The organism is Paraburkholderia sp. A1BS-2L (assembly GCF_051125205.1).
Taxonomy (GTDB): Bacteria; Pseudomonadota; Gammaproteobacteria; order Burkholderiales; family Burkholderiaceae; genus Paraburkholderia.
Genome location: NZ_CP120428.1, coordinates 1,206,741 through 1,226,321, shown reverse-complemented (window position 1 = coordinate 1,226,321; position 19,581 = coordinate 1,206,741). Strand labels below are relative to the sequence as shown.

Sequence of the window (19,581 nt, the reverse complement as noted above, 5' to 3'; positions counted from 1 at the left end):
GCCGCGACGGTGTGCGTAAGGAAGTGTTGCCATCGTCCGAAGCTGTAACAGGCTGTCACGGCGCGCCGTCAGCGCGCCCGCGTCAAGTCCCTGCTCCCGGCCCGCTCAGGTCCGCGCGAACTGCCGCAGCTCGGCCTGGTCTTCGGCCATCGTCGCGGGCAGGTTCTCGCGCAGCAGTTCGACCCACGTGCGGATCTTCGCGTCGAGGTACTGGCGTGACGGATACATTGCATAGATATTCATCTCCTGCGACTTGTATTCGGGCAGGATCCAGACAAGCTCGCCGCTGCGCAGGCCGCTAATGGCCGAATAGATCGGCAAGAGCCCGATGCCCATGCCCTCGCGCACCGCCACGGCCAGCGCTTCGGCGACATTGACCTGGAACGGGGCCGCGCCGAGGTCGATCGTCTGCTCTCCGTCCGGTCCGCTGAACTGCCACTGCGATGCCGGAAAGACCGGCGTCACCATCTGCAGGCAGCGATGATTCGCGAGGTCGCGCGGCGTTTGCGGCACGCCGTGGCGCTCCAGGTAGGCCGGCGACGCGCACGCAATGCTGAACGCGCTCGTCAGGCGCTGCGAGACGAAACCCGAATCGGGCAGATCGGTGGCCAGCACGAGCGTGACGTCGTAGCCCTCGTCGAGGATATCGGGCATGCGCTGCGCAAGCGTGAGGTCCACCTGCACGTCCGGATACAACTGCTGATACCGCCCCACCGCGGGCACCACATAGTGCTGGCCGAAGCTGGTCATGGCGTGCACCTTGAGCCGGCCCGAGGGCCGCGCATGCGCATCGCCGGCTTCGGCTTCCGCCTGGTCCACATAGGCCAGGATCTGCTCGCAACGCTGGAGATAACGCTCGCCGGCCTCGGTGAGCGCGATGCGGCGCGTCGTGCGGTTCAGGAGCCGCGTGCGCAAATGCGCCTCCAGATCGGAGACCGCGCGCGATGCGTAGGCCGTCGTCGTATTCAGATGCTGGGCGGCGCCGGTGAAGCTACCGGCTTCGACCACCCGCATGAATACACGCATGTTCTGAAGCGTATCCATAACAATCCTTTAGCTGACGGACGAATTGTTACATATTTCGCAAAATCGATTGTCTCAAATCACGTAAGAATGCCTTGCATCCTTACTGGTTATTCGCGAATCCAGCAAAAAATATAATGCGGTACGTCAAACTATGCATGTAAAAGGAGTAAATCGTGCAGTCTCCGGTACCGAAAGGACTAGCCGCACTCACGGTTCTTACGTTCTCGTTGATAATCGCGGGCTGCGCCAGTACCGGGGGCATCGCACCGCAAGCGAAGCACACGGACGCGGCCGAACTGGACGTCGGCTCGGCCATTCGCGCCGCCAACACCGACGCGCAATGGCCCGCCAGCGACTGGTGGCGCGCCTATAACGACCCGCAGCTCAATGCGTGGATCGAGGCGTCGGTCGCAGGCAATCCGTCGCTCGCCGCCGCCCAGGCGCGCGTGCGCGAGGCGCGCTCGATGGCCGGCGTCGCGCAAGCGGGGCTCCTGCCGCAGATCAACGGCAGCATGTCGGTGCAGCGCCAGCAATGGGCCGACAACGTCTTCTACGGCCCCGGCCCGCTCGCCGGCGCCAACACGTGGAACAACACCGCCACGCTCGGCCTCTCGTACCACCTCGATCTCTGGGGCCAGGACAAGAACGCCGCCGAGCGCGCGCTCGACATGGCGCACGCCACGGCCGCCGATGCGCGCGCCGCGCAGCTCGAGCTCGAAGTGAACGTGACGCGCGCGTATATCGATCTGTCGATGAACTACGCGTTGCTCGACATCGCGAAGCAAAACCTCGCCGAGCAGCAGAAAATTCTCGCGCTCGCGCAAAAGCGTCTCGCAGGCGGCATCGGCACGCAGCTCGAAGTGAGCCAGGCCGAAACGCCGCTGCCCGAGCACGAGCGCCAGATCGACGCGCTCGAAGAAAGCATCGCGCTCGACAAGAACCAGCTTGCCGCGCTCGCGGGCAAGGGTCCCGGCGCGGGCGAATCGATCACGCGCCCGTCGCTCTCGCTTGCCGCTCCGGCGGGCCTGCCCTCGGCGCTGCCGGCCGAACTGATCGGCCATCGCCCCGACGTGGTCGCTGCGCGCTGGACCGTCGCCGCGCAGGCGCGCGGCATCGACGTCGCGAAGGCCCAGTTCTACCCGAACGTCGACTTGCTCGTCTCGATGGGCGGCTATGCGGCGGCCGGCCCGCTGTTCCAGTTCCTCAAGTCGATGAGCGGCAGCTACGCGGGCGGCGCCGCGCTCTCGCTGCCAATCTTCGACGGCGGGCGCCTGCGAGCGCAGCTCGGCGCGCAATCGGCGGCCTACGACATCGCTGTCGAGCAGTACAACCAGACGCTCGTGAGCGCGCTCAAGCAAATCGCTGACCAGATCGTGCGCATGCGTTCGCTCGCCACCCAGGAAGACGACGCGCATCGCTCGGTCGCGGCCGCGCAGCGCAACTACGACCTCTCGCAGGCCGGCTTTCGCCGCGGGCTCAGCGACTATGTCAACGTGCTGATCGCGCAGACGCAGTTGCTGCACGCGCAGGAAGGCGTCGCGCATATCCAGGCTGCGCGCCTCGCCGCCCATGCGACGCTGGTGGCGGCGCTCGGCGGCGGCATGATCGATCCGGCAGCGGGCCCGACGCAAGCCGAGCAATTACCCGCGCACGGCAAGAAGACGCGCGACGTGCCGCTCATGCCGGCAGCGCTGCTTGCACCGAAGCTGCCGAACGTGGATAAGGCCGGCGTGGATACGGCTCATGCGGGCGATTCGGCCAACGCGGCCGATTCAACCCCTGCGCACTGAGGCCGCGAAGATGGCTGCGTCCTCTCCCACTTCCACGCAAGCCGGCGGCCCACGCATGTTTCAGGCGTGCGCCGACTGGGCGCGCACCGACGGCCTCGTCTGGCTCTACATCCTCAAGGCGATTGCCGCGGCGCTGCTCGCGCTCGGCGTGGCGATGAAGCTCGACCTGCCCTCGCCGCGCACCGCCATGACCACGGTGTTCATCGTGATGCAGCCGCAAAGCGGCCCCGTGTTCGCGAAAAGCTTCTACCGGATCTGCGGCACGCTGGTCGGCCTCGTGGTCATGCTCGCGTTGATCGGCGTGTTCGCCCAGCAGCCGGAGCTCTTCATCGCCACCACGGCGCTCTGGGTGGGCATCTGCACGGCGGGCGCGGCGCGCAACCGCAACTTCCGCTCGTACGGCTTCGTGCTCGCGGGCTATACGGCCGCGCTGATCGGCATCCCGGCCTCGCAGCATCCCGATGGCGCGTTCATGTCCGCGATGACGCGCGTGGCCGAAATCTCGATCGGCATCCTGGCGTCGGGCTTCGTGAGCGCCGTGGTGTTTCCGCAGTACACGGGCGAGCTGCTGCGCGCCACGGTGCGCCAGCGCTTCTCGTCGTTCGTCGACTATGTGTCGGCGTCGCTGGGCGGGCAAGTCGAACGCTCGCGGATCGAAGCGACCAACGCGCGCTTCGTGGCCGACATCGTCGGCTTCGAGGCGAGCCGCAGCACGGCCGTGTTCGAGTCGCCCGACGCGCGCATGCGCGCGGGGCGGCTGGCGCGCCTGAACACCGAGTTCATGACCGTCTCGACGCGCTTTCACGCGCTGCATCAGTTGATGAACCGCCTGCGCGAGGCCGGCTCGACCGTCACGGTCGACGCGCTCGAACCGTACTTCCGCGAAATCGCGCCGCTGTTCGACAAGTCCGGCGAACCGGTGCTCAGCGCCGCCGATGCGGTGCACGTGGCCACCCAACTCGAAAGCTACCGCGCGACGTTGCCGAGGCGCGTGCGCGAAACGCGCGTGCAGCTCGAAGCCGATCTGGACCAGCAAGGCAAAAACGCGGACACGCGCGCCGCGCGCCTGCTCGATTTCGACACGGCCACCGAGCTCTTCTACCGCTTCGTGCACGAGATGAACGAATACACGGCGACCTACGCCTCGCTCGCCGTCGACACGCACTCGCGCGAGAAATGGGTCGCGCGCTATGTGCCGAAGACCAATCTGGTCGCGGCCGCCGTGGCGGGCCTGCGCGCGGCCGTCGTGATGGGCCTGCTCGCCGCGTTCTGGATCGCGAGCGCGTGGCCGAGCGGCGCGAATCTCGTGCTCACCGCCGCCGCCACCTGCGCGCTGGCCTCCGCCTCGCCCCAGCCCGCGCGCATGTCGAGCCAGATGGCGGGCGGCACGATGCTCGCGTCGGTGGTCGGCATGTTCCTCACGTTCGGCGTGTTTCCGCACATCGACGGCTTTCCGTTGCTGTGTGTCGCGCTTGCGCCCGCGCTCGCCTTCGGCGTGTTCCTCACGACTCGCCCCGCGTATATGGGCTACGGCATGGGCTACTGCATCTTCCTTTGCTTCCTCGTGGGTCCGGACAACGTCGTGCAGTACAACCCGGCCGGCTACATGAACGACGCGCTGTCGCTCGTCATGTCGATGATCGTCACGGCCGCCGCGTTCGCGGTGCTCCTGCCGCCCTCCGCGCCGTGGCTGCGCAAGCGCCTCCTCGCCAATCTGCGGGGCCAGGCCGTGCACGCGTGCCGCGCGCGCTGGCTCGGCGCGAGCGGGCTAGCGGGCCTGCGCAATCGCTTCGAAAGCGGCGCGCGCGACCTGATGTTCCAGCTGCACGCGCTCGCGGGCAACGACGACGCGTTGCGCCACGACACCCTGCGCTGGATGTTCGCGACGCTCGAGATCGGCAATGCCGCGCTCGATCTGCGCGAGGAGCTGGCCGCCGTAACGGAGCACCCCGCGCCGTGGCGCGACGCCACCGCGGCCACGCTCAAGGCCGTGAGCGCGCTGTTCGAGCGCCCCGATGCGAACCGCCACGCCACCGCGCTCGCCGCCACCCGTGCAGCCATCGCGGCCTGCCACGGCGTGCTCGAACGGATCGTGCAAGACAACGCGCCGCGCGAAACGCGTCATCGGCTGCAGCGCATCCTGAGCCATCTGCATTTCATCCGCGCCGCGCTCATCGATCCGCAATCGCCGTTCGCAGCGTATTTGAACCCACCGATGGATCAACCCGGTACCCCGCAAGGAGCAAACCATGCCGCGTGACGTCGCGTTTCTCGACGCCTACCTTCCCGCGATCGTCCTGCTCTTCATTCTGGGCGCGGCGCTCACGTGGGTGCTCGATTCCGTGCTGGCCCGAACCGGCCTCTACCGGATCGTGTGGCACCCCTCTCTCTTTCGCGTGAGCCTGCTCGTGGTCGTGTGCTGCGTGCTGGGGCTCGCCGTCTATAGCTGAACTCGCTGAACTCGCTGAAATAAGCGCAAACCGCCGAACCGGATTCAAACGAATCATGACTATCCGAAACATCATTGGCTTTCTCGCGACGGCTCTTATTTTCGCCGTCGCCATTCTGGTCGGGCGCGCCCTGTGGGTGCACTACATGGACGAGCCCTGGACCCGCGACGGCCGCGTGCGCGCCGAAGTCGTGAACATCGCACCCGACGTCTCGGGCGCCGTGGTCGAGCTGCCCGTGCGCGACAACCAGTTCGTGCACAAGGGCGACCTGCTGATGCAGATCGATCCGTCGCACTACCAGATTGCCGTGGAGCAGGCACAAGCCGCCGTGGCCGCGCGCAAGGCCGAACTCACCATGAAACAGGACGACGCGCGCCGCCGCGCCGACATGGACAGCCAGGTCGTCTCGCAGGAAAGCCGCGAGAACGCCTCGCACACCGCGAACTCGGCGCAGGCGCAGTACCAGCAGGCGCTCGCCGCGCTCGATGCCGCGAAGCTCAACCTCGAGCGCACGCGCGTGGTCTCGCCGGTGGACGGCTACATCACCAACCTCCAGGTGTTTCGCGGCGACTACGCGAACGCCGGCCAGGCGAGGCTGGCCGTGGTGGACAGCCACTCGTTCTGGGTCTACGGCTATTTCGAGGAAACCAAGCTGCCGCGCGTGAAGGTGGGCAACAAGGCCGACATCAAGCTGATGAGCGGCGGCACGCTCGAAGGTCATGTGGAAAGCATCTCGCGCGGTATCTACGACCGCGACAATCCGCAAAGCCGCGAACTGCTCGCCGACGTGAACCCGACTTTCAACTGGGTGCGCCTCGCACAGCGCGTGCCGGTGCGCATCCACATCGACAAGGTGCCGGACGGCATGACGCTCTCCGCAGGCACGACCTGTACCGTGGTCGTGAAACCGGGCGCGTGAGCTCGAGCGCGCCTGAACATTGCTTAAAGGTTTTAACCGTTAATCAAAGGTTGTCCGACAGTCAATCGCCTGAACCTGCAAAACTTATCCCAGCACACGCATAAATTCCTGGCCCCTTGACACACCTCAGCACAAAAATGCGCGACAGCTAAGAATATTCTGAACTCTGTGTCCTTCGCAAAGTGAGTCGCGTGAGCTTTCTCTACGAGCACGTTCCGTTTATCTTCACACGCCCCCTGACGGCGCCGGCCCGCGCCGCCACGCATACGCCGGCGCTGCCGCGCAGCGTCGCACTGGGACTCGGCAATCTGCAATGGGGCGACGCCGGGTTCGGCATGCGCGCGATCGAGCGGCTCAAAGCCGGTTGACAATGCGCATCGCATGTCGAGTTCGTCGCGGGCGGCACCCAGGGACTCGCGCTCCTGCCGCTCGTCGAGTCGGCACAGCGCATGCTCGCCTTCAACTCGGCCGACTTCGGCCGTACGCCCGGCACGCTGTGCGTGCGCGAAGGCGATGAAGCCGTGCAGCATCTGCGCACGCGCCCCGTGAACCTGCGTCAGATGGATTTCGCCGATCCGCTCGCCTGCGCACAGCTCAAAGGCCACTATCCGCGCGAACTCGTGCTGATCGGCGTGCAGCCGCACGCGCACGACGCGTATGGCACGGGACTCGGCGCTGCGGTGAGCGCGCAGCTCGATCCGGCGGTGGAGATCGCGTGCCGCCGGCTGCGGCGCTGGCATGCGCACCCGCGCCCACTCGCGCAATCTCTCGCGTAACCCGACACCGCGCGCGAAGCCTCGTTGCGCTCCTGATCACGCACTGACGTCGCGCAGCGGGTAACGACGCATCTGTGGGCAGATCTGTGGGCGAATCTGCAGGTCCACCCACGGGTGAACCCGCGTTGCCCGCGCCCATTGCACTGCACTATCCTCGACCCTTCAGAGCCGGGTCCAGCCGCCATACCGGCATCATGCGGGCGCCGTCCCACGCGCCGCGCCCGCGACACCGTACGGGAGGATGGACGTCATGCGCCGTTACCGCGAGTTCCACCGCGAGTCGATCGATCGCCCCGAGGACTTCTGGCGCCGCGAAGCCGCGCGCATCCATTGGCAAACGCCGTTCACCGAGGTGCTCGACCGCTCGAATCCGCCCTTCGCGCGCTGGTTCGTGGGCGGGCGCACGAACCTGTGCTTCAACGCCGTCGACCGGCACCTCGACACCCGCGCACAACAGAATGCGCTCGTCTACGTGTCGACCGAAACCGGCATCGAGCGCCGCTACACCTACGCCGATCTGCACGCCGAAGTGAACCGCATGGCCGCCGTCATGCGCTCGCTCGGCGTGCAGCGCGGCGATCGCGTGCTGATCTATCTGCCGATGATTCCCGAGGCCGTGTTTGCGGTGCTGGCCTGCGCGCGCCTCGGCGCGATCCACTCGGTGGTGTTCGGCGGCTTCGCGGCACCGAGCCTCGCCGCGCGCATCGACGACGCCAAGCCCACGCTGCTCGTCTCCGCCGACGCCGGCGCACGCGGCGGCAAGGTGATCGACTACACGCCGCTCGTCGACGAGGCCATGGCGCGCGCCGAACATGCGCCGCCGCGCGTGCTGCTGATCGACCGGCAGCTTGCGCCCGAACGCCTCAATGCGCCCTGGCTGGTCGACTATGAACCGTTGCGCGAGCAGCATTACAACGCGCACGTCCCCTGCGAATGGCTCGAATCGAACGAGCCTTCCTATGTGCTCTACACCTCCGGCACGACCGGCAGGCCCAAGGGCGTGCAGCGCGACGTCGGCGGCTACGCGGTGGCGCTCGCCGCGTCGATGGAGTACATCTTCGAGGGCCGCGCCGGCGACACCATGTTCACGGCGTCGGATATCGGCTGGGTCGTGGGCCACAGCTACATCATCTACGCGCCGCTGCTCGCGGGCATGACCACGGTGATGTACGAAGGCACGCCCGTGCGGCCCGACGGCGGCATCTGGTGGCGCCTCGTCGAGCAGCACCGCATCAATCTCATGTTCACCGCGCCCACCGCGATCCGCGTGCTCAAGAAGCAGGATCCGGCGCTGCTGCGCGCCGCCGACCTGTCGAGCCTGCGCACCCTCTTTCTCGCGGGCGAGCCGCTCGACGAACCCACGTCCGTGTGGATCTCGGACGCGCTCGGCAAGCCCGTGGTCGACAACTACTGGCAGACCGAGACCGGCTGGCCGATGCTCGCGATCCAGCGCGGCGTCGAAGCGTTGCCGCCGAAGGTCGGCTCGCCTGGCGTGCCGTGCTACGGCTACGACCTCGTGCTGCGCAACGAGCATACGGGCGAGCCCTGCGCGCAGGGCGAGAAAGGCGTGATCACGCTGAGCTACCCGCTGCCGCCGGGCTGCATGCAAACGGTCTGGGGCGACGATGCGCGCTTCGTGAAGACGTACTGGGAGAGCGTGCCGGGCCAGCAGGTCTATTCGACCTTCGACTGGGGCGTGCAGGACGAAAACGGCTACGTGACGATCCTCGGCCGCACCGACGACGTCATCAACGTGGCGGGCCACCGGCTCGGCACGCGCGAGATCGAGGAAGCGATCTCGTCGCACGCGGCGGTCGCCGAAGTCGCCGTGGTGGGCGTGAACGACACGGTGAAGGGCCAGGCCGCGCTCGCGTTCGTGGTGCTGCGCGACGCGGGTGCGGCGGCCGATCCGGCGGCGGCGGACAAGCTCGCCGCCGCGCTCGCGGCCACCGTGGACCGCCAGCTCGGCGCCATCGGGCGGCCCGCGCGCGTGCACTTCGTGTCGATGCTGCCGAAGACGCGCTCGGGCAAGCTCCTGCGCCGCGCAATCGCGGCGCTCGCCGAAGGGCGCGATCCCGGCGATTTGCCGACCATCGAGGACGCAGCGGCGCTGCAGCAGATCCGCGAGGCGGTCGAGCCAACCGGCAAGGCGTGAAGCGGCGATCCAAGGCGCGCCCGCCGCGCCTTCAGGAAAGCTGGGCGCCGCGCTCGGTGGCGCGGCGGGCGTCGCCCTGCGCCGCCTCGCCGCCTTCGTCTGCTTCGACCCTCGCATCTTCTCCCGCCTCAGCGCGCACACGCGACGGCAACGCCGCGACCGCCAGCGCCGCCACGAGTCCTGTCACCGCGAACGCCACGAAATTCCACGACCAGTTTGCGCCGACGCTCGCGATGTACCCGCCCATGAGCGGCCCGCACATCGCCCCGAAACGCGCGAAGGACAGCGCCCAGCCCGTCGCCGCGCCGCGCGCGTGCGACGGATAGAAGTGCGTCAGATAGCCGGTCAGGATGAGCGAAGCCGAGATGCTGCCGATGCCCGCGAGCGCCACGAGCGCATAGCTCACGACGAGCGCGTTGCGGGTCATCAGCACAGCGATCGCGAGCGCGCCGATGGCATAGGCCAGCGCGACCGTCGCACGCGCGCCGAAGCGGTCGGCGATCTTGCCGAGCACCACGCCGCCGCATGCCGAAGTCAGGCTGAAAACAAGCAGGAAGGCGAGGCTCGAGCCGAGATCGTAGCCTTGCTTGCGCATGATCATCGGCAGCCAGGTGTTGAGGCCGTACACGAGCAACATGCCGCAGAACAGTGCGATCCAGAAGCAGGCCGTCGCGCGCAGACGGCGGCGCGCGAAGATCGCGGCCACGACGTCGCGCAAGCTCGTCCGTCGCTGGGACGCGGCGCCGCGTGCCGCCGGCAGCTCACCGGTCACGCCGAGCCGGGCGGCGAGCACGCTCGCCTCGTCGAAGCGTCCGCGCGCGGCCAGATATTCGAGCGATTCGGGCAATGCGAGCGCCATCGGCAGCAGCGCGAGCAGCGGCAGCGCACCCACCGCCATCACACCGCGCCAGCCCCATGCGGGCAACAGCGCCATGGCCGCGAGCGCCGCGCACAGGATGCCGAGCGAGTAGCCCGAGTACATCATTCCGTAGTTGAAGCTGCGCCGCGCCGGCGGCGAATACTCGATCGTGAGCGCGGCGGCCACCGGAATCACGCCGCCGAGACCGAGGCCGCCCAGAAACCGGCACAGGCCGAACCAGAACGGCGTGGGCGCAATCGCGGCGCCGGCCATCGTGAGCGAAAACAGTGCGACGCAGGCCAGCAGCATGCGCCGCCGCCCGAGCAGATCGCCAAGCGTGCCGATCGCCATCCCGCCGAAGAACATGCCCGCGAGCGCGTAGCTGCCGAGCGCGCCGAGTTGCATCGGCGTGAGGCTCCAGTGTCGGTCGGCGGCCAGCGCGGGCAGCACCGCGCCGAGACTGCCGACGTCGTAGCCTTCGAAGAGAACGGACAAGCCGCAGACGAGCAGGACGGCGCGCGTCGTGCGCGCGGGGATGGAGCGGGCATCGGACATGGGCGGGCACGGCGCCGTCCCGTCCGGGCGTCTCCAGATGCCTTGCAGCAAGGCCCCTGGACGCGGACTTTCAGGCGCAGTCGGTCAATGGCGGTTGAACGGCAGGCCAGATTACTTTAGATATAAATAATTTCACAGTCATTATTAACCCGCGCCCACGGGTCGACTGCGGGCCGCCGGCGCCCATCCGCGCCGCTCAGCGGCCCGCCGGGCGGTACGACGAGAGAAAGCGCCGCAGAATGCCCGTCGAATACGTCCCGGCGATGTCGGTGAGGAACGACGAGAACGAGGTGCTCGCATGCTCGTCGGCGGTGTCGGAAATGGTGCGCACGACGGCGCACGGCACCTCGTACTCGTGGCAGACCTGAGCCAGCGCCGCGCCTTCCATTTCCACGGCGAGCGCATCGGGCAAAGCCGCGCGCAATGCGCCCACAGCCGCCGCACTGGCCACGAACTGGTCGCCGCTGATCACGAGCCCGCGATGCACGCCCGGCAGCGCGGTTTCGAAGCGCGGCAGCGCGGCGCTAAAGCGCGCCGCCAGCGCCGTGCCCTCTTCCGCGACGAAGCGCTCGCAGGCGGCGGCCAGCGCATCGGCCAGCGCACGGTCGGCGTCAAAGCGCGAGCGCGCGAGCAGCGGAATCTCGTGGCGAGGGAACAGCGGCTCGGCGTTCATGTCGTGCTGGAGCAGCGTCTCGCCCACCACCACGTCGCCCACGTGCACGTCCGGCCCCACGCCGCCCGCTACGCCCGTGAACACCACCGCGCCCACATCGAAGACGTGGATCAGCGCGCTCGCCGTGGCCGCCGCGGCCACCTTGCCGACGCGCGCGAGCGTCACCACGCACGGCACGCCGTGCACAGTGCCGACGTGATAGTCGCGCCGCCCGAGCGTGCGCGTGACGACACCCGATTCGGCCTGCATCGTGGCGATCAGATCGCCGAGTTCCTGGGGAAGCGCGGCAAGCACGCCAAGCGGGCGCGCCGCTGCGCCGGGCTGTGTGGAAAGGGAGTTCATTGCTTCAAGGGCCTGCCGGGTTGCGTCGATGGGTTATGTCGACCGGTTACATCACTGGGTTGATGCGTTGCACGGAAACGCCGCTCACTCGACCGGCTGCAGCTTCGCCACGGCCAGCGCGAGCCATTTCTCGCCATGGCGCTTGAAGCGCACTTGCGCCTTGGCATCGGCACCGCTGCCTTCGAGCGCCGTGATCGTGCCTTCGCCGAACTTCGTATGAAACACGACCTGGCCCACGCGAAAGCCCGTCTCGGCTGCGCGCTGCTCGTTGGCGAACGCCGGCGCGGGGCTCTTGTCCGCGATATAGGCATCGCGATCGCGACTGCCACCGCCGCCGCTTCCGCCACCCGGACGCGAGAACCAGTCGCGCCCCCAGCCGGCGTTGTCCGAGCGCCCGCCCCAGCGCGCGCCCGCCTCGACCTTCGGCGTGAGCCATTTGAGCGACTCCTGCGGCAGTTCGTCGAAGAAGCGCGAGCGCACGTTGTAGCGCGTCTGGCCGTGCAGCAGACGGCTCTGCGCGAACGAGATATAGAGCCGCTCCTTCGCGCGCGTGATCGCCACGTACATCAGGCGGCGCTCCTCCTCGAGGCCATCGGCTTCCATCGCGCTGTTCTCGTGCGGGAACAACCCCTCTTCGAGACCGGTGATGAACACCGCCGTGAATTCGAGCCCCTTCGCGGCGTGCACAGTCATCAACTGCACGGCGTCCTGGCCCGCCTGCGCCTGATTGTCGCCCGCTTCGAGCGACGCATGCGAGAGAAACCCCGCGAGCGGCGTCATGAGGTCGGGGTTCTGCGCGGGATCCGTGATCGCGGGCGCGTCGAGCACTTCGATCTCGCCTTCCTGCGAGACGATCTCGGGCAGCGCGCTCGCGCCGGGACGCAGCGGAATCGAGCGCGCCGGCGTGTCCATGCCGTAGCCTTCCTCGCTCACGAACGCGGTGGCCGCGTTCACGAGTTCCTGCAAGTTCTCCAGACGGTCCTGGCCTTCGCGCTCGCCCTGATAGAACTCGGCCAGACCGCTCATGCGCACCGTGTACTCGACCGTCTCGGGCAGGCTCATTTGCGCAGTTTCGGCGCGCATCTTCGCGATCAGGTTCGCGAACGAGCCGAGACTCGTGCCGGCCTTGCCCGTGACATAGGGAATCGCCGCCGCCATCGAGCAGTTATAGAGGCGTGCGGCATCCGCAAGCTGCTCGATCGAGCGCGCGCCAATGCCGCGCGTCGGGAAGTTCACGACGCGCGCAAACGCGGTGTCGTCGTTGGGATTGTCGATCAGGCGCAGATAGGCGAGCGCGTGCTTCACTTCCTGACGCTCGAAGAAGCGCAGGCCGCCATACACCTTGTACGGCACGCCCGCGTTCACGAGCGTGTGCTCGATCGTGCGCGACTGCGCGTTGCTGCGGTACAGAATCGCGATCTCGTTGCGCGCGAGGCCCTGATTGATGAGCGCCCGCACTTCCTCGACGATCCAGCCCGCCTCCTGCGAATCGGTGGCGGCCTCGTAGACGCGCACCGGCTCGCCGTGGCCCGCGTCGGTACGCAGATTCTTGCCGAGGCGCCGCGAGTTATGCGCGATCAGATAGTTCGCCGCATCGAGAATGTGCCCGTGCGAGCGGTAATTCTGCTCGAGCTTGATCAGGTGCTTCACGCGGAACTCGTTCTCGAAGTCGCGCATGTTGCCCACGTTCGCGCCACGGAACGCGTAGATCGACTGGTCGTCGTCGCCCACGGCGAAGATCGCGTTGCCCGAGCCCGCGAGCAGCTTGAGCCACGCGTACTGGAGCTTGTTGGTGTCCTGGAACTCGTCGACGAGGATGTCGCGAAAGCGCGCCTGATAATGCGCGCGCAGCGGCGGGTTGTACGCGAGCAGCTCGTAGCAGCGCAGCAGCAGCTCGGCGAAGTCGACCACGCCTTCACGCTGGCACTGCTGCTCGTAGGCTTCGTAGAGCTCGACGAACTTGCGGTTGTAGTGATCCGTGACGTCGACGTCCTTCGGCCGCAGGCCCTGCTCCTTCGCGTTGTTGATGAAGTGCTGAAGGTTCTTCGGCGGGAACTTCTCGTCGTCGATGTTCAGACCCTTCATCAAGCGCTTGATGGCCGAAAGCTGGTCGGCCGTGTCGAGGATCTGGAAGGTCTGCGGCAGGCCGGCGTCGCGGTAATGCGCGCGCAGCATGCGGTTGCACAGGCCGTGGAAGGTGCCGATCCACATGCCGCGCGTGTCGATGGGCATCATCGCCTGAAGGCGGCTCGTCATTTCACGTGCGGCCTTGTTCGTGAAAGTCACGGCGAGAATCGTCATCGGCGAGGCGAGGCCCTGCTGGATGAGCCACGCAATGCGCGTGATCAGCACGCGCGTCTTGCCGCTGCCGGCCCCGGCCAGAATGAGCGCAGGTTCGTTCGGCAACGTGACAGCGGCGTGTTGTTCGGGGTTCAGGTTGGCGAGCAGTTCAGGCATGAATGAGGGGCGCGAGGAAGGCCGCGAGGAAAGCCGCAAACAGGGGCGCCATCGCGGCGGGCTTCGAAGTAGACCGTCATTATAAAGGCCATACCGGCTATGGACGGGCCCCGGGCCCGGCCTGACGGCGCTTCCCCTTATAATCGAAAGTTTTCAGCATCTTTTTTCGGCAGATTCCACCCATGAGCGACAGCACGCTAGCGAAAAGCTTCGAGCCGCAGACGATCGAAGCCCACTGGGGCCCCGAATGGGAGCGCCGCGGCTACGCCGCCGCGACCCTCACGCCCGGCCGCGCCAACTTCTCGATCCAGTTGCCGCCGCCGAACGTCACCGGCACGCTGCACATGGGCCACGCGTTCAACCAGACGATCATGGACGGCCTCGCGCGCTACCACCGCATGCTCGGCGAGAACACCCTGTGGGTGCCGGGCACCGACCACGCGGGCATCGCCACCCAGATCGTGGTCGAGCGCCAGCTCGATGCGCAAAAGATCTCGCGCCACGACCTCGGCCGCGAGAAGTTCGTCGAGCGCGTGTGGGAATGGAAGCAGCAGTCGGGCTCGACCATCACGGGCCAAGTGCGGCGCCTGGGCGCTTCGATCGACTGGTCGCGCGAGTACTTCACGATGGACGACAAGATGTCGGCCGCCGTGCGCGACGTGTTCGTGCGCCTCTATGAACAGGGCCTGATCTACCGCGGCAAGCGCCTCGTGAACTGGGATCCGGTGCTGCTCACCGCCGTCTCGGACCTCGAAGTCGCGAGCGAAGAGGAAAACGGCCACCTGTGGCACCTGCGCTACCCGCTCGCCGATGGCTCGGGCCACCTCACGGTCGCCACCACGCGCCCGGAAACCATGCTCGGCGACACGGCCGTGATGGTCCATCCGGAAGACGAGCGCTATGCGCACCTGATCGGCAAGACCGTGAAGCTGCCGCTCGCGGACCGCGAAATCCCGATCATTGCCGACGAGTATGTGGACCGCGAGTTCGGCACGGGCGTCGTGAAGGTCACGCCCGCGCACGACTTCAACGACTACCAGGTGGGCCAGCGCCACGGCCTGCCGATGATCGAGATCCTCACGCTCGACGCGAAGATCAACGACAACGCGCCCGAAAAATATCGCAGCCTCGACCGCTTCGAAGCGCGCAAGCAGGTGGTGGCCGACTTCGAGTCGCTGGGCCTGCTCGAATCGGTGCAGCCGCACAAGCTGATGGTGCCGCGCGGCGACCGCACGGGCGTCGTGATCGAGCCGATGCTCACGGACCAGTGGTTCGTGGCGATGACCAAGCCCGCACCCGAAGGCACCTTCAACCCCGGCAAGTCGATCACCGAAACTTCGCTCGAGGTGGTGCGCAACGGCCAGATCAAGTTCGTGCCGGAAAACTGGACCACCACCTACTACCAGTGGCTCGAGAACATCCAGGACTGGTGTATTTCGCGCCAGCTCTGGTGGGGCCACCAGATTCCGGCCTGGTACGGCGAGAACGGCGAAATCTTCGTCGCGAAGAGCGAGGAAGAAGCGCGCGCGCAGGCCGATGCCAAGGGCTACAAGGGCGCCTTGAAGCGCGACGAGGACGTGCTCGACACGTGGTTCTCATCGGCGCTCGTGCCATTCTCGTCGCTCGGCTGGCCTGCGGATACGCCTGAGCTGAAGGCTTTCCTGCCCTCCTCCGTGCTGGTCACGGGCTTCGACATCATCTTCTTCTGGGTGGCGCGCATGGTCATGATGACCACGCACTTCACCGGCAAGGTGCCCTTCGACACGGTCTACGTGCACGGCCTCGTGCGCGACGCCGAAGGCCAGAAGATGTCCAAGAGCAAGGGCAACACGCTCGACCCGATCGACATCGTCGACGGCATTGAGCTCGAAGCGCTGGTCGCCAAGCGCACCACCGGCCTCATGAACCCCAAGCAGGCCGCGACCATCGAGAAGAAAACGCGCAAGGAATTCCCGAACGGCATTCCCGCCTTCGGCACCGACGCGCTGCGCTTCACGATGGCCTCGATGGCCACGCTCGGGCGCAACGTGAACTTCGACCTCGCGCGCTGCGAGGGTTATCGCAACTTCTGCAACAAGCTCTGGAACGCCACGCGTTTCGTGCTGATGAACTGCGAAGGCCACGACTGCGGCTTCTCGAAGCCGGGCGCGTGCCAGCCGGGCGATTGCGGCCCGGGCGGCTACACCGACTTCTCGCAGGCCGACCGCTGGATCGTCTCGCTGCTCCAGCGCGTGGAAGCCGAAGTCGCGAAGGGTTTCGCCGACTATCGCTTCGACAACGTGGCCAACGCCATATATAAGTTCGTCTGGGACGAATACTGTGACTGGTACCTGGAGCTCGCGAAGGTTCAGATCCAGACCGGCACGCCCGCGCAGCAGCGCGCCACGCGGCGCACGCTGTTGCGCGTGCTGGAGACGGTGCTGCGCCTCGCGCATCCGGTGATTCCGTTCATCACCGAAGCGCTGTGGCAGAAGGTGGCGCCGCTCACCGATGCTTATCCGGCGGGCGCGGCCGAGGGCGAAGCATCGATCATGATGCAGCGCTACCCGCTGGCCGAGCCGAAGAAGATCGACGAAGCCGCCGAGCAATGGGCTGCCGACCTGAAGGCCGTGATCGATGCATGCCGCAACCTGCGTGGCGAGATGGGCCTCTCGCCCGCCACGAAGGTGCCGCTGCTGGTGACGGGCAACGCGGAGCGCCTCGCGTCGTTCGCGCCCTATGCGCAAGCGCTCGCGAAGCTCTCGGAAGTCCAGATCATCGCCGACGAAGCGACGCTCGACGCCGCCTCGGCAGGCGCGCCGGTTGCTATCGTGGGTACGGACAAGCTCGTGCTCAAGGTGGAGATCGACGTGGCGGCCGAACGCGAACGTCTTTCGAAGGAGATCGCGCGACTGAGGAACGAAGTGACGAAGTGCAATGCCAAGCTAGGAAATGACAGTTTTGTTGCAAAAGCCCCGCCTGTGGTGGTTGAGCAGGAGCAGAAGAGGCTGGCAGAATTTCAGGCAACGCTGGGCAAGCTGACCGCGCAACTCGCGCGGCTGCCGGCCTGAATCGGCTTAAGGTGAGGTCTGGCGGCGCGCACGGCGCCAGACCAGCCAGGACCAGGACTAAAGACATGCTAAAAGTTACCAAAGCGGTATTCCCGGTTGCGGGCCTCGGCACGCGCTTCCTTCCGGCCACCAAGGCGAGCCCGAAGGAAATGCTCCCGGTCGTGGACAAGCCGCTGATCCAGTACGCGGTCGAGGAGGCCGTCGCGGCTGGCATCACCGAAATGATCTTCGTGACGGGCCGCAGCAAGCGCGCGATCGAAGACCACTTCGACAAGTCATATGAGATCGAAGCCGAGCTCGAAGCACGCGGCAAGGAAAAGCTGCTCGAACTGGTACGCAACATCAAGCCGAACAACGTCGACTGCTTTTACGTGCGCCAGCCCGAAGCGCTGGGTCTGGGCCACGCCGTGCTGTGCGCGGAAAAGCTCGTGGGCGACAACCCGTTCGCCGTGATCCTCGCCGACGACCTGCTCTACGGCACCCCGCCCGTCATGCAGCAAATGGTCGAGGTGTTCGACCACTACCACAGCTCGGTGCTCGGCGTGGAAGAGATCCCGCCCTCGGAAACGGGCTCGTACGGCATCGTCGACGGCAAGGAGTGGGAAGACTCGATCGTCAAGCTCTCGGGCATCGTCGAAAAGCCGGCGCCCGAAGTCGCGCCGTCGAACCTCGGCGTGGTGGGCCGCTACGTGCTCAAGCCGCGCATTTTCCAGCACCTGCGCTCGATCAAGCCGGGTGCGGGCGGCGAACTCCAGCTCACCGACGCCATCCAGTCGCTGCTCGCCGATGAACAAGTGCTCGCGTACAAATATCACGGCACGCGCTTCGACTGCGGCAGCAAGCTCGGCTACCTGAAGGCCACCGTGGAATTCGCGCTGCGCCACCCGGAAGTGGCCACCGATTTCGCGGAATATCTGCGCACGCGCAAGCCGGAGCTGGAGGGCTAATCAGTCCTCATCCCGGCAAAGAAAATGGCCCGCAATCTCACGATTGCGGGCCATTTTTTCATGCGATGCGCTCGAGCGCATCCCTGCAGTTATATCAGCGGCGGCGCATCAGGAACACAAAGGTCTTGTCCTGCTGCGAGCTTTCCACGATCTCATTGCCCGTTTGCTTGGCAAAGGCCGCGAAATCGCGCTGCGAGCCGGGATCGGTCGCGAGAACCTTGAGAATCTGGCCGCTTTCCATGTCGGCGAGCGCCTTCTTGGCGCGCAGGATCGGCAGCGGGCAGGTCAGCCCACGCGCATCTACTTCCTTGTGAACCTCAATCTGCATTGGGTTGGATCCTTCGTTGGCGCGCCACCTCGGCGGAGGGCGCAGGGTGTGCACGGATAGCAGCGATTTTACCGCAGCCGCGTACAACGCCGCTTGTGCCTTCTTTGCACCTTCTTTGCGCCTTCAGAGCGTCACCGCCTGGCCCGTGCGCAGCGACTCGCGCAACGCACAGCCAATTCTCGTCGCTTCCAGCGCGTCCTCCAGCGTCGCGCCCTGCTCCGCACTCGCCGTCGCGTCCTCCGCCACGCCGGCCTCACCGCCCTCACGCGCGCGCACCGCTGCGACAAACGCCTGCGCTTCGATCAGAAACGCCTCCTCGAAGCGGTCGAAGAAGGTCGGCGTGCAAACGCTGCGCACGCCGTGCACGTCGTAGATCTCCACACGGTTCGCGCGCGGCACGTGGCCGATCGCCAGCGCGCCGGCCGTGCCGATCACCTCGCTCGACGTGTCGTTGCCATGTGCCATGGTGCGCGATGCGTAGAACATCGCGAGCCTGCCGCCTTCGAACTCGCAGATCGCCACGCCGTTGTCGATATCGCCGAATTCACGCAGGCCCTCGTGCAGCGCCACCGCGCCGGCCGCGAACACGCGCGTGGCGCGCGGCTTGCCGAGCAGCCAGCGCGCGACGTCGATATCGTGCACGGTGCAGTCGAGAAAAATGCCGCCGGAGCCGGGCGCGAAGCGCACGAAAAAACCGTCCGGATCGTTTAGGTCGCAGGTTTGCGAGCGCACGAGAAATGGCCGCCCGATCGCCCCCGCGCGCAGCTTCGAAAACGCGTCGTGATAGCTCGGATCGAAACGGCGCATGAAACCGATTGTCACCTGCCACCCGGAAAAGCGCCGCGCCTCGTCGACCACGCGCTCGCATTCGGCCACGTCGAGCGAGAGCGGCTTCTCGCAGAACACGTGCTTGCCCGCGTGCAACGCAGCGACAATCTGCTGCGCATGAAGCGCAGAGGGCGTCACGAGCCATACGGCGTCTATCGTTGCATCGGCCAGCAACTCGGCGTACTCGCGGTATTGCCGCGCTTCGGGTATCGCCTCGAGGGCCCACGCGAGATCGTCGTCGAGCGGGCTGCATGCGGCCGCCAGCTTCGCGCCCGGCACACGGTACGCAAGATTAAGCGCATGCCGCCGCCCGAGCCGGCCCAGTCCGGCCACGCCCACGCGCAACGGCCGGGTACGTTCATTCGCCTGCATCGCCTGTCTCCTTCGGGATCCTCTCTATCTTGCGAGCACCATGCCGCCACGGCC

At 66.7% G+C, this 19,581-nt stretch carries 15 protein-coding genes; 9 read left to right on the top strand and 6 right to left on the bottom strand.

Features of this window, described 5'->3' with window-relative positions:
* Nucleotides 1-105: 105 nt before the first annotated feature.
* A complete protein-coding gene (locus tag P5W98_RS05505) occupies nucleotides 106-1,044 on the bottom strand; it encodes a LysR family transcriptional regulator (protein ID WP_421023630.1) in 939 nt (312 codons plus the stop codon).
* A 155-nt stretch (nucleotides 1,045-1,199) separates the two neighbouring features.
* On the opposite strand from P5W98_RS05505, the gene P5W98_RS05500 reads away from it, so the two are divergent.
* From P5W98_RS05500 to P5W98_RS05470, 7 genes are all read left to right on the top strand, one after another.
* Nucleotides 1,200-2,816: an efflux transporter outer membrane subunit gene (locus P5W98_RS05500; protein ID WP_421023629.1), complete on the top strand. Its 1,617-nt coding sequence runs from the start codon at nucleotides 1,200-1,202 to the stop codon at nucleotides 2,814-2,816.
* 10 nt (nucleotides 2,817-2,826) lie between these two features.
* Nucleotides 2,827-5,076, top strand: coding sequence for an FUSC family protein (locus P5W98_RS05495; protein ID WP_434718446.1), 2,250 nt, complete (start codon nucleotides 2,827-2,829; stop codon nucleotides 5,074-5,076).
* Nucleotides 5,066-5,266, top strand: a complete 201-nt coding sequence (locus P5W98_RS05490) for a DUF1656 domain-containing protein (protein ID WP_434718445.1) — start codon at nucleotides 5,066-5,068, stop codon at nucleotides 5,264-5,266. The genes P5W98_RS05495 and P5W98_RS05490 overlap by 11 nt, the downstream gene beginning before the upstream one ends.
* 55 nt (nucleotides 5,267-5,321) lie before the next feature.
* Nucleotides 5,322-6,185 carry an efflux RND transporter periplasmic adaptor subunit gene (locus tag P5W98_RS05485; protein ID WP_421023626.1) on the top strand — a complete coding sequence of 288 codons (864 nt, stop codon included), beginning with the start codon at nucleotides 5,322-5,324 and terminating at the stop codon, nucleotides 6,183-6,185.
* 191 nt (nucleotides 6,186-6,376) lie between these two features.
* Entirely contained in the window at nucleotides 6,377-6,553 is a 177-nt protein-coding gene (locus tag P5W98_RS05480) for a hypothetical protein (protein WP_421023625.1), read from the top strand.
* A gap of 54 nt (nucleotides 6,554-6,607) precedes the next feature.
* Nucleotides 6,608-6,961 carry a hypothetical protein gene (locus tag P5W98_RS05475; RefSeq protein ID WP_434718512.1) on the top strand — a complete coding sequence of 118 codons (354 nt, stop codon included), beginning with the start codon at nucleotides 6,608-6,610 and terminating at the stop codon, nucleotides 6,959-6,961.
* A gap of 250 nt (nucleotides 6,962-7,211) precedes the next feature.
* Nucleotides 7,212-9,116: a propionate--CoA ligase gene (locus P5W98_RS05470; protein ID WP_421023624.1), complete on the top strand. Its 1,905-nt coding sequence runs from the start codon at nucleotides 7,212-7,214 to the stop codon at nucleotides 9,114-9,116.
* Between the two features lie 31 nt (nucleotides 9,117-9,147).
* Here P5W98_RS05470 and P5W98_RS05465 read toward each other — a convergent pair whose 3' ends face one another.
* From P5W98_RS05465 to P5W98_RS05455, 3 genes are all read right to left on the bottom strand, one after another.
* Entirely contained in the window at nucleotides 9,148-10,530 is a 1,383-nt protein-coding gene (locus P5W98_RS05465) for an MFS transporter (RefSeq protein WP_434718444.1), read from the bottom strand.
* Between the two features lie 196 nt (nucleotides 10,531-10,726).
* Nucleotides 10,727-11,545 (bottom strand): 5'-methylthioadenosine/adenosylhomocysteine nucleosidase, encoded by an 819-nt coding sequence (locus tag P5W98_RS05460; protein ID WP_434718443.1) that lies wholly within the window; start codon nucleotides 11,543-11,545, stop codon nucleotides 10,727-10,729.
* An 84-nt stretch (nucleotides 11,546-11,629) separates the two neighbouring features.
* Nucleotides 11,630-14,002 (bottom strand): UvrD-helicase domain-containing protein, encoded by a 2,373-nt coding sequence (locus P5W98_RS05455; RefSeq protein WP_421044019.1) that lies wholly within the window; start codon nucleotides 14,000-14,002, stop codon nucleotides 11,630-11,632.
* 182 nt (nucleotides 14,003-14,184) lie between these two features.
* Between P5W98_RS05455 and P5W98_RS05450 the strand changes: the two genes are divergently transcribed.
* Nucleotides 14,185-17,052, top strand: coding sequence for a valine--tRNA ligase (locus P5W98_RS05450; protein ID WP_434718442.1), 2,868 nt, complete (start codon nucleotides 14,185-14,187; stop codon nucleotides 17,050-17,052).
* A 65-nt stretch (nucleotides 17,053-17,117) separates the two neighbouring features.
* The gene (gene galU, locus P5W98_RS05445) at nucleotides 17,118-17,999 is read left to right on the top strand and encodes a UTP--glucose-1-phosphate uridylyltransferase GalU (protein WP_421023619.1); all 882 of its coding nucleotides are present in this window, start codon (nucleotides 17,118-17,120) and stop codon (nucleotides 17,997-17,999) included.
* 94 nt (nucleotides 18,000-18,093) lie between these two features.
* On the opposite strand, the gene P5W98_RS05440 is transcribed toward galU, so the two are convergent.
* Together P5W98_RS05440 and P5W98_RS05435 are read right to left on the bottom strand one after the other, a co-directional pair.
* Complete coding sequence (locus tag P5W98_RS05440; RefSeq protein ID WP_421025193.1) at nucleotides 18,094-18,321, bottom strand: sulfurtransferase TusA family protein; 228 nt, start codon at nucleotides 18,319-18,321, stop codon at nucleotides 18,094-18,096.
* A gap of 129 nt (nucleotides 18,322-18,450) precedes the next feature.
* Nucleotides 18,451-19,527 carry a Gfo/Idh/MocA family oxidoreductase gene (locus P5W98_RS05435; RefSeq protein WP_421023618.1) on the bottom strand — a complete coding sequence of 359 codons (1,077 nt, stop codon included), beginning with the start codon at nucleotides 19,525-19,527 and terminating at the stop codon, nucleotides 18,451-18,453.
* Nucleotides 19,528-19,581 lie beyond the last annotated feature (54 nt).

Bases quoted from the DNA above. Each gene is read 5' to 3' on its own strand.
- P5W98_RS05505 (WP_421023630.1), bottom strand. From the start codon at position 1,044: ATGGATACGCTTCAGAACATGCGTGTATTCATGCGGGTGGTCGAAGCC.
- P5W98_RS05495 (WP_434718446.1), top strand. From the start codon at position 2,827: ATGGCTGCGTCCTCTCCCACTTCCACGCAAGCCGGCGGCCCACGCATG.
- P5W98_RS05490 (WP_434718445.1), top strand. From the start codon at position 5,066: ATGCCGCGTGACGTCGCGTTTCTCGACGCCTACCTTCCCGCGATCGTC.
- P5W98_RS05485 (WP_421023626.1), top strand. From the start codon at position 5,322: ATGACTATCCGAAACATCATTGGCTTTCTCGCGACGGCTCTTATTTTC.
- P5W98_RS05470 (WP_421023624.1), top strand. From the start codon at position 7,212: ATGCGCCGTTACCGCGAGTTCCACCGCGAGTCGATCGATCGCCCCGAG.
- P5W98_RS05465 (WP_434718444.1), bottom strand. From the start codon at position 10,530: ATGTCCGATGCCCGCTCCATCCCCGCGCGCACGACGCGCGCCGTCCTG.
- P5W98_RS05460 (WP_434718443.1), bottom strand. From the start codon at position 11,545: ATGAACTCCCTTTCCACACAGCCCGGCGCAGCGGCGCGCCCGCTTGGC.
- P5W98_RS05455 (WP_421044019.1), bottom strand. From the start codon at position 14,002: ATGCCTGAACTGCTCGCCAACCTGAACCCCGAACAACACGCCGCTGTC.
- P5W98_RS05450 (WP_434718442.1), top strand. From the start codon at position 14,185: ATGAGCGACAGCACGCTAGCGAAAAGCTTCGAGCCGCAGACGATCGAA.
- galU (WP_421023619.1), top strand. From the start codon at position 17,118: ATGCTAAAAGTTACCAAAGCGGTATTCCCGGTTGCGGGCCTCGGCACG.
- P5W98_RS05435 (WP_421023618.1), bottom strand. From the start codon at position 19,527: ATGCAGGCGAATGAACGTACCCGGCCGTTGCGCGTGGGCGTGGCCGGA.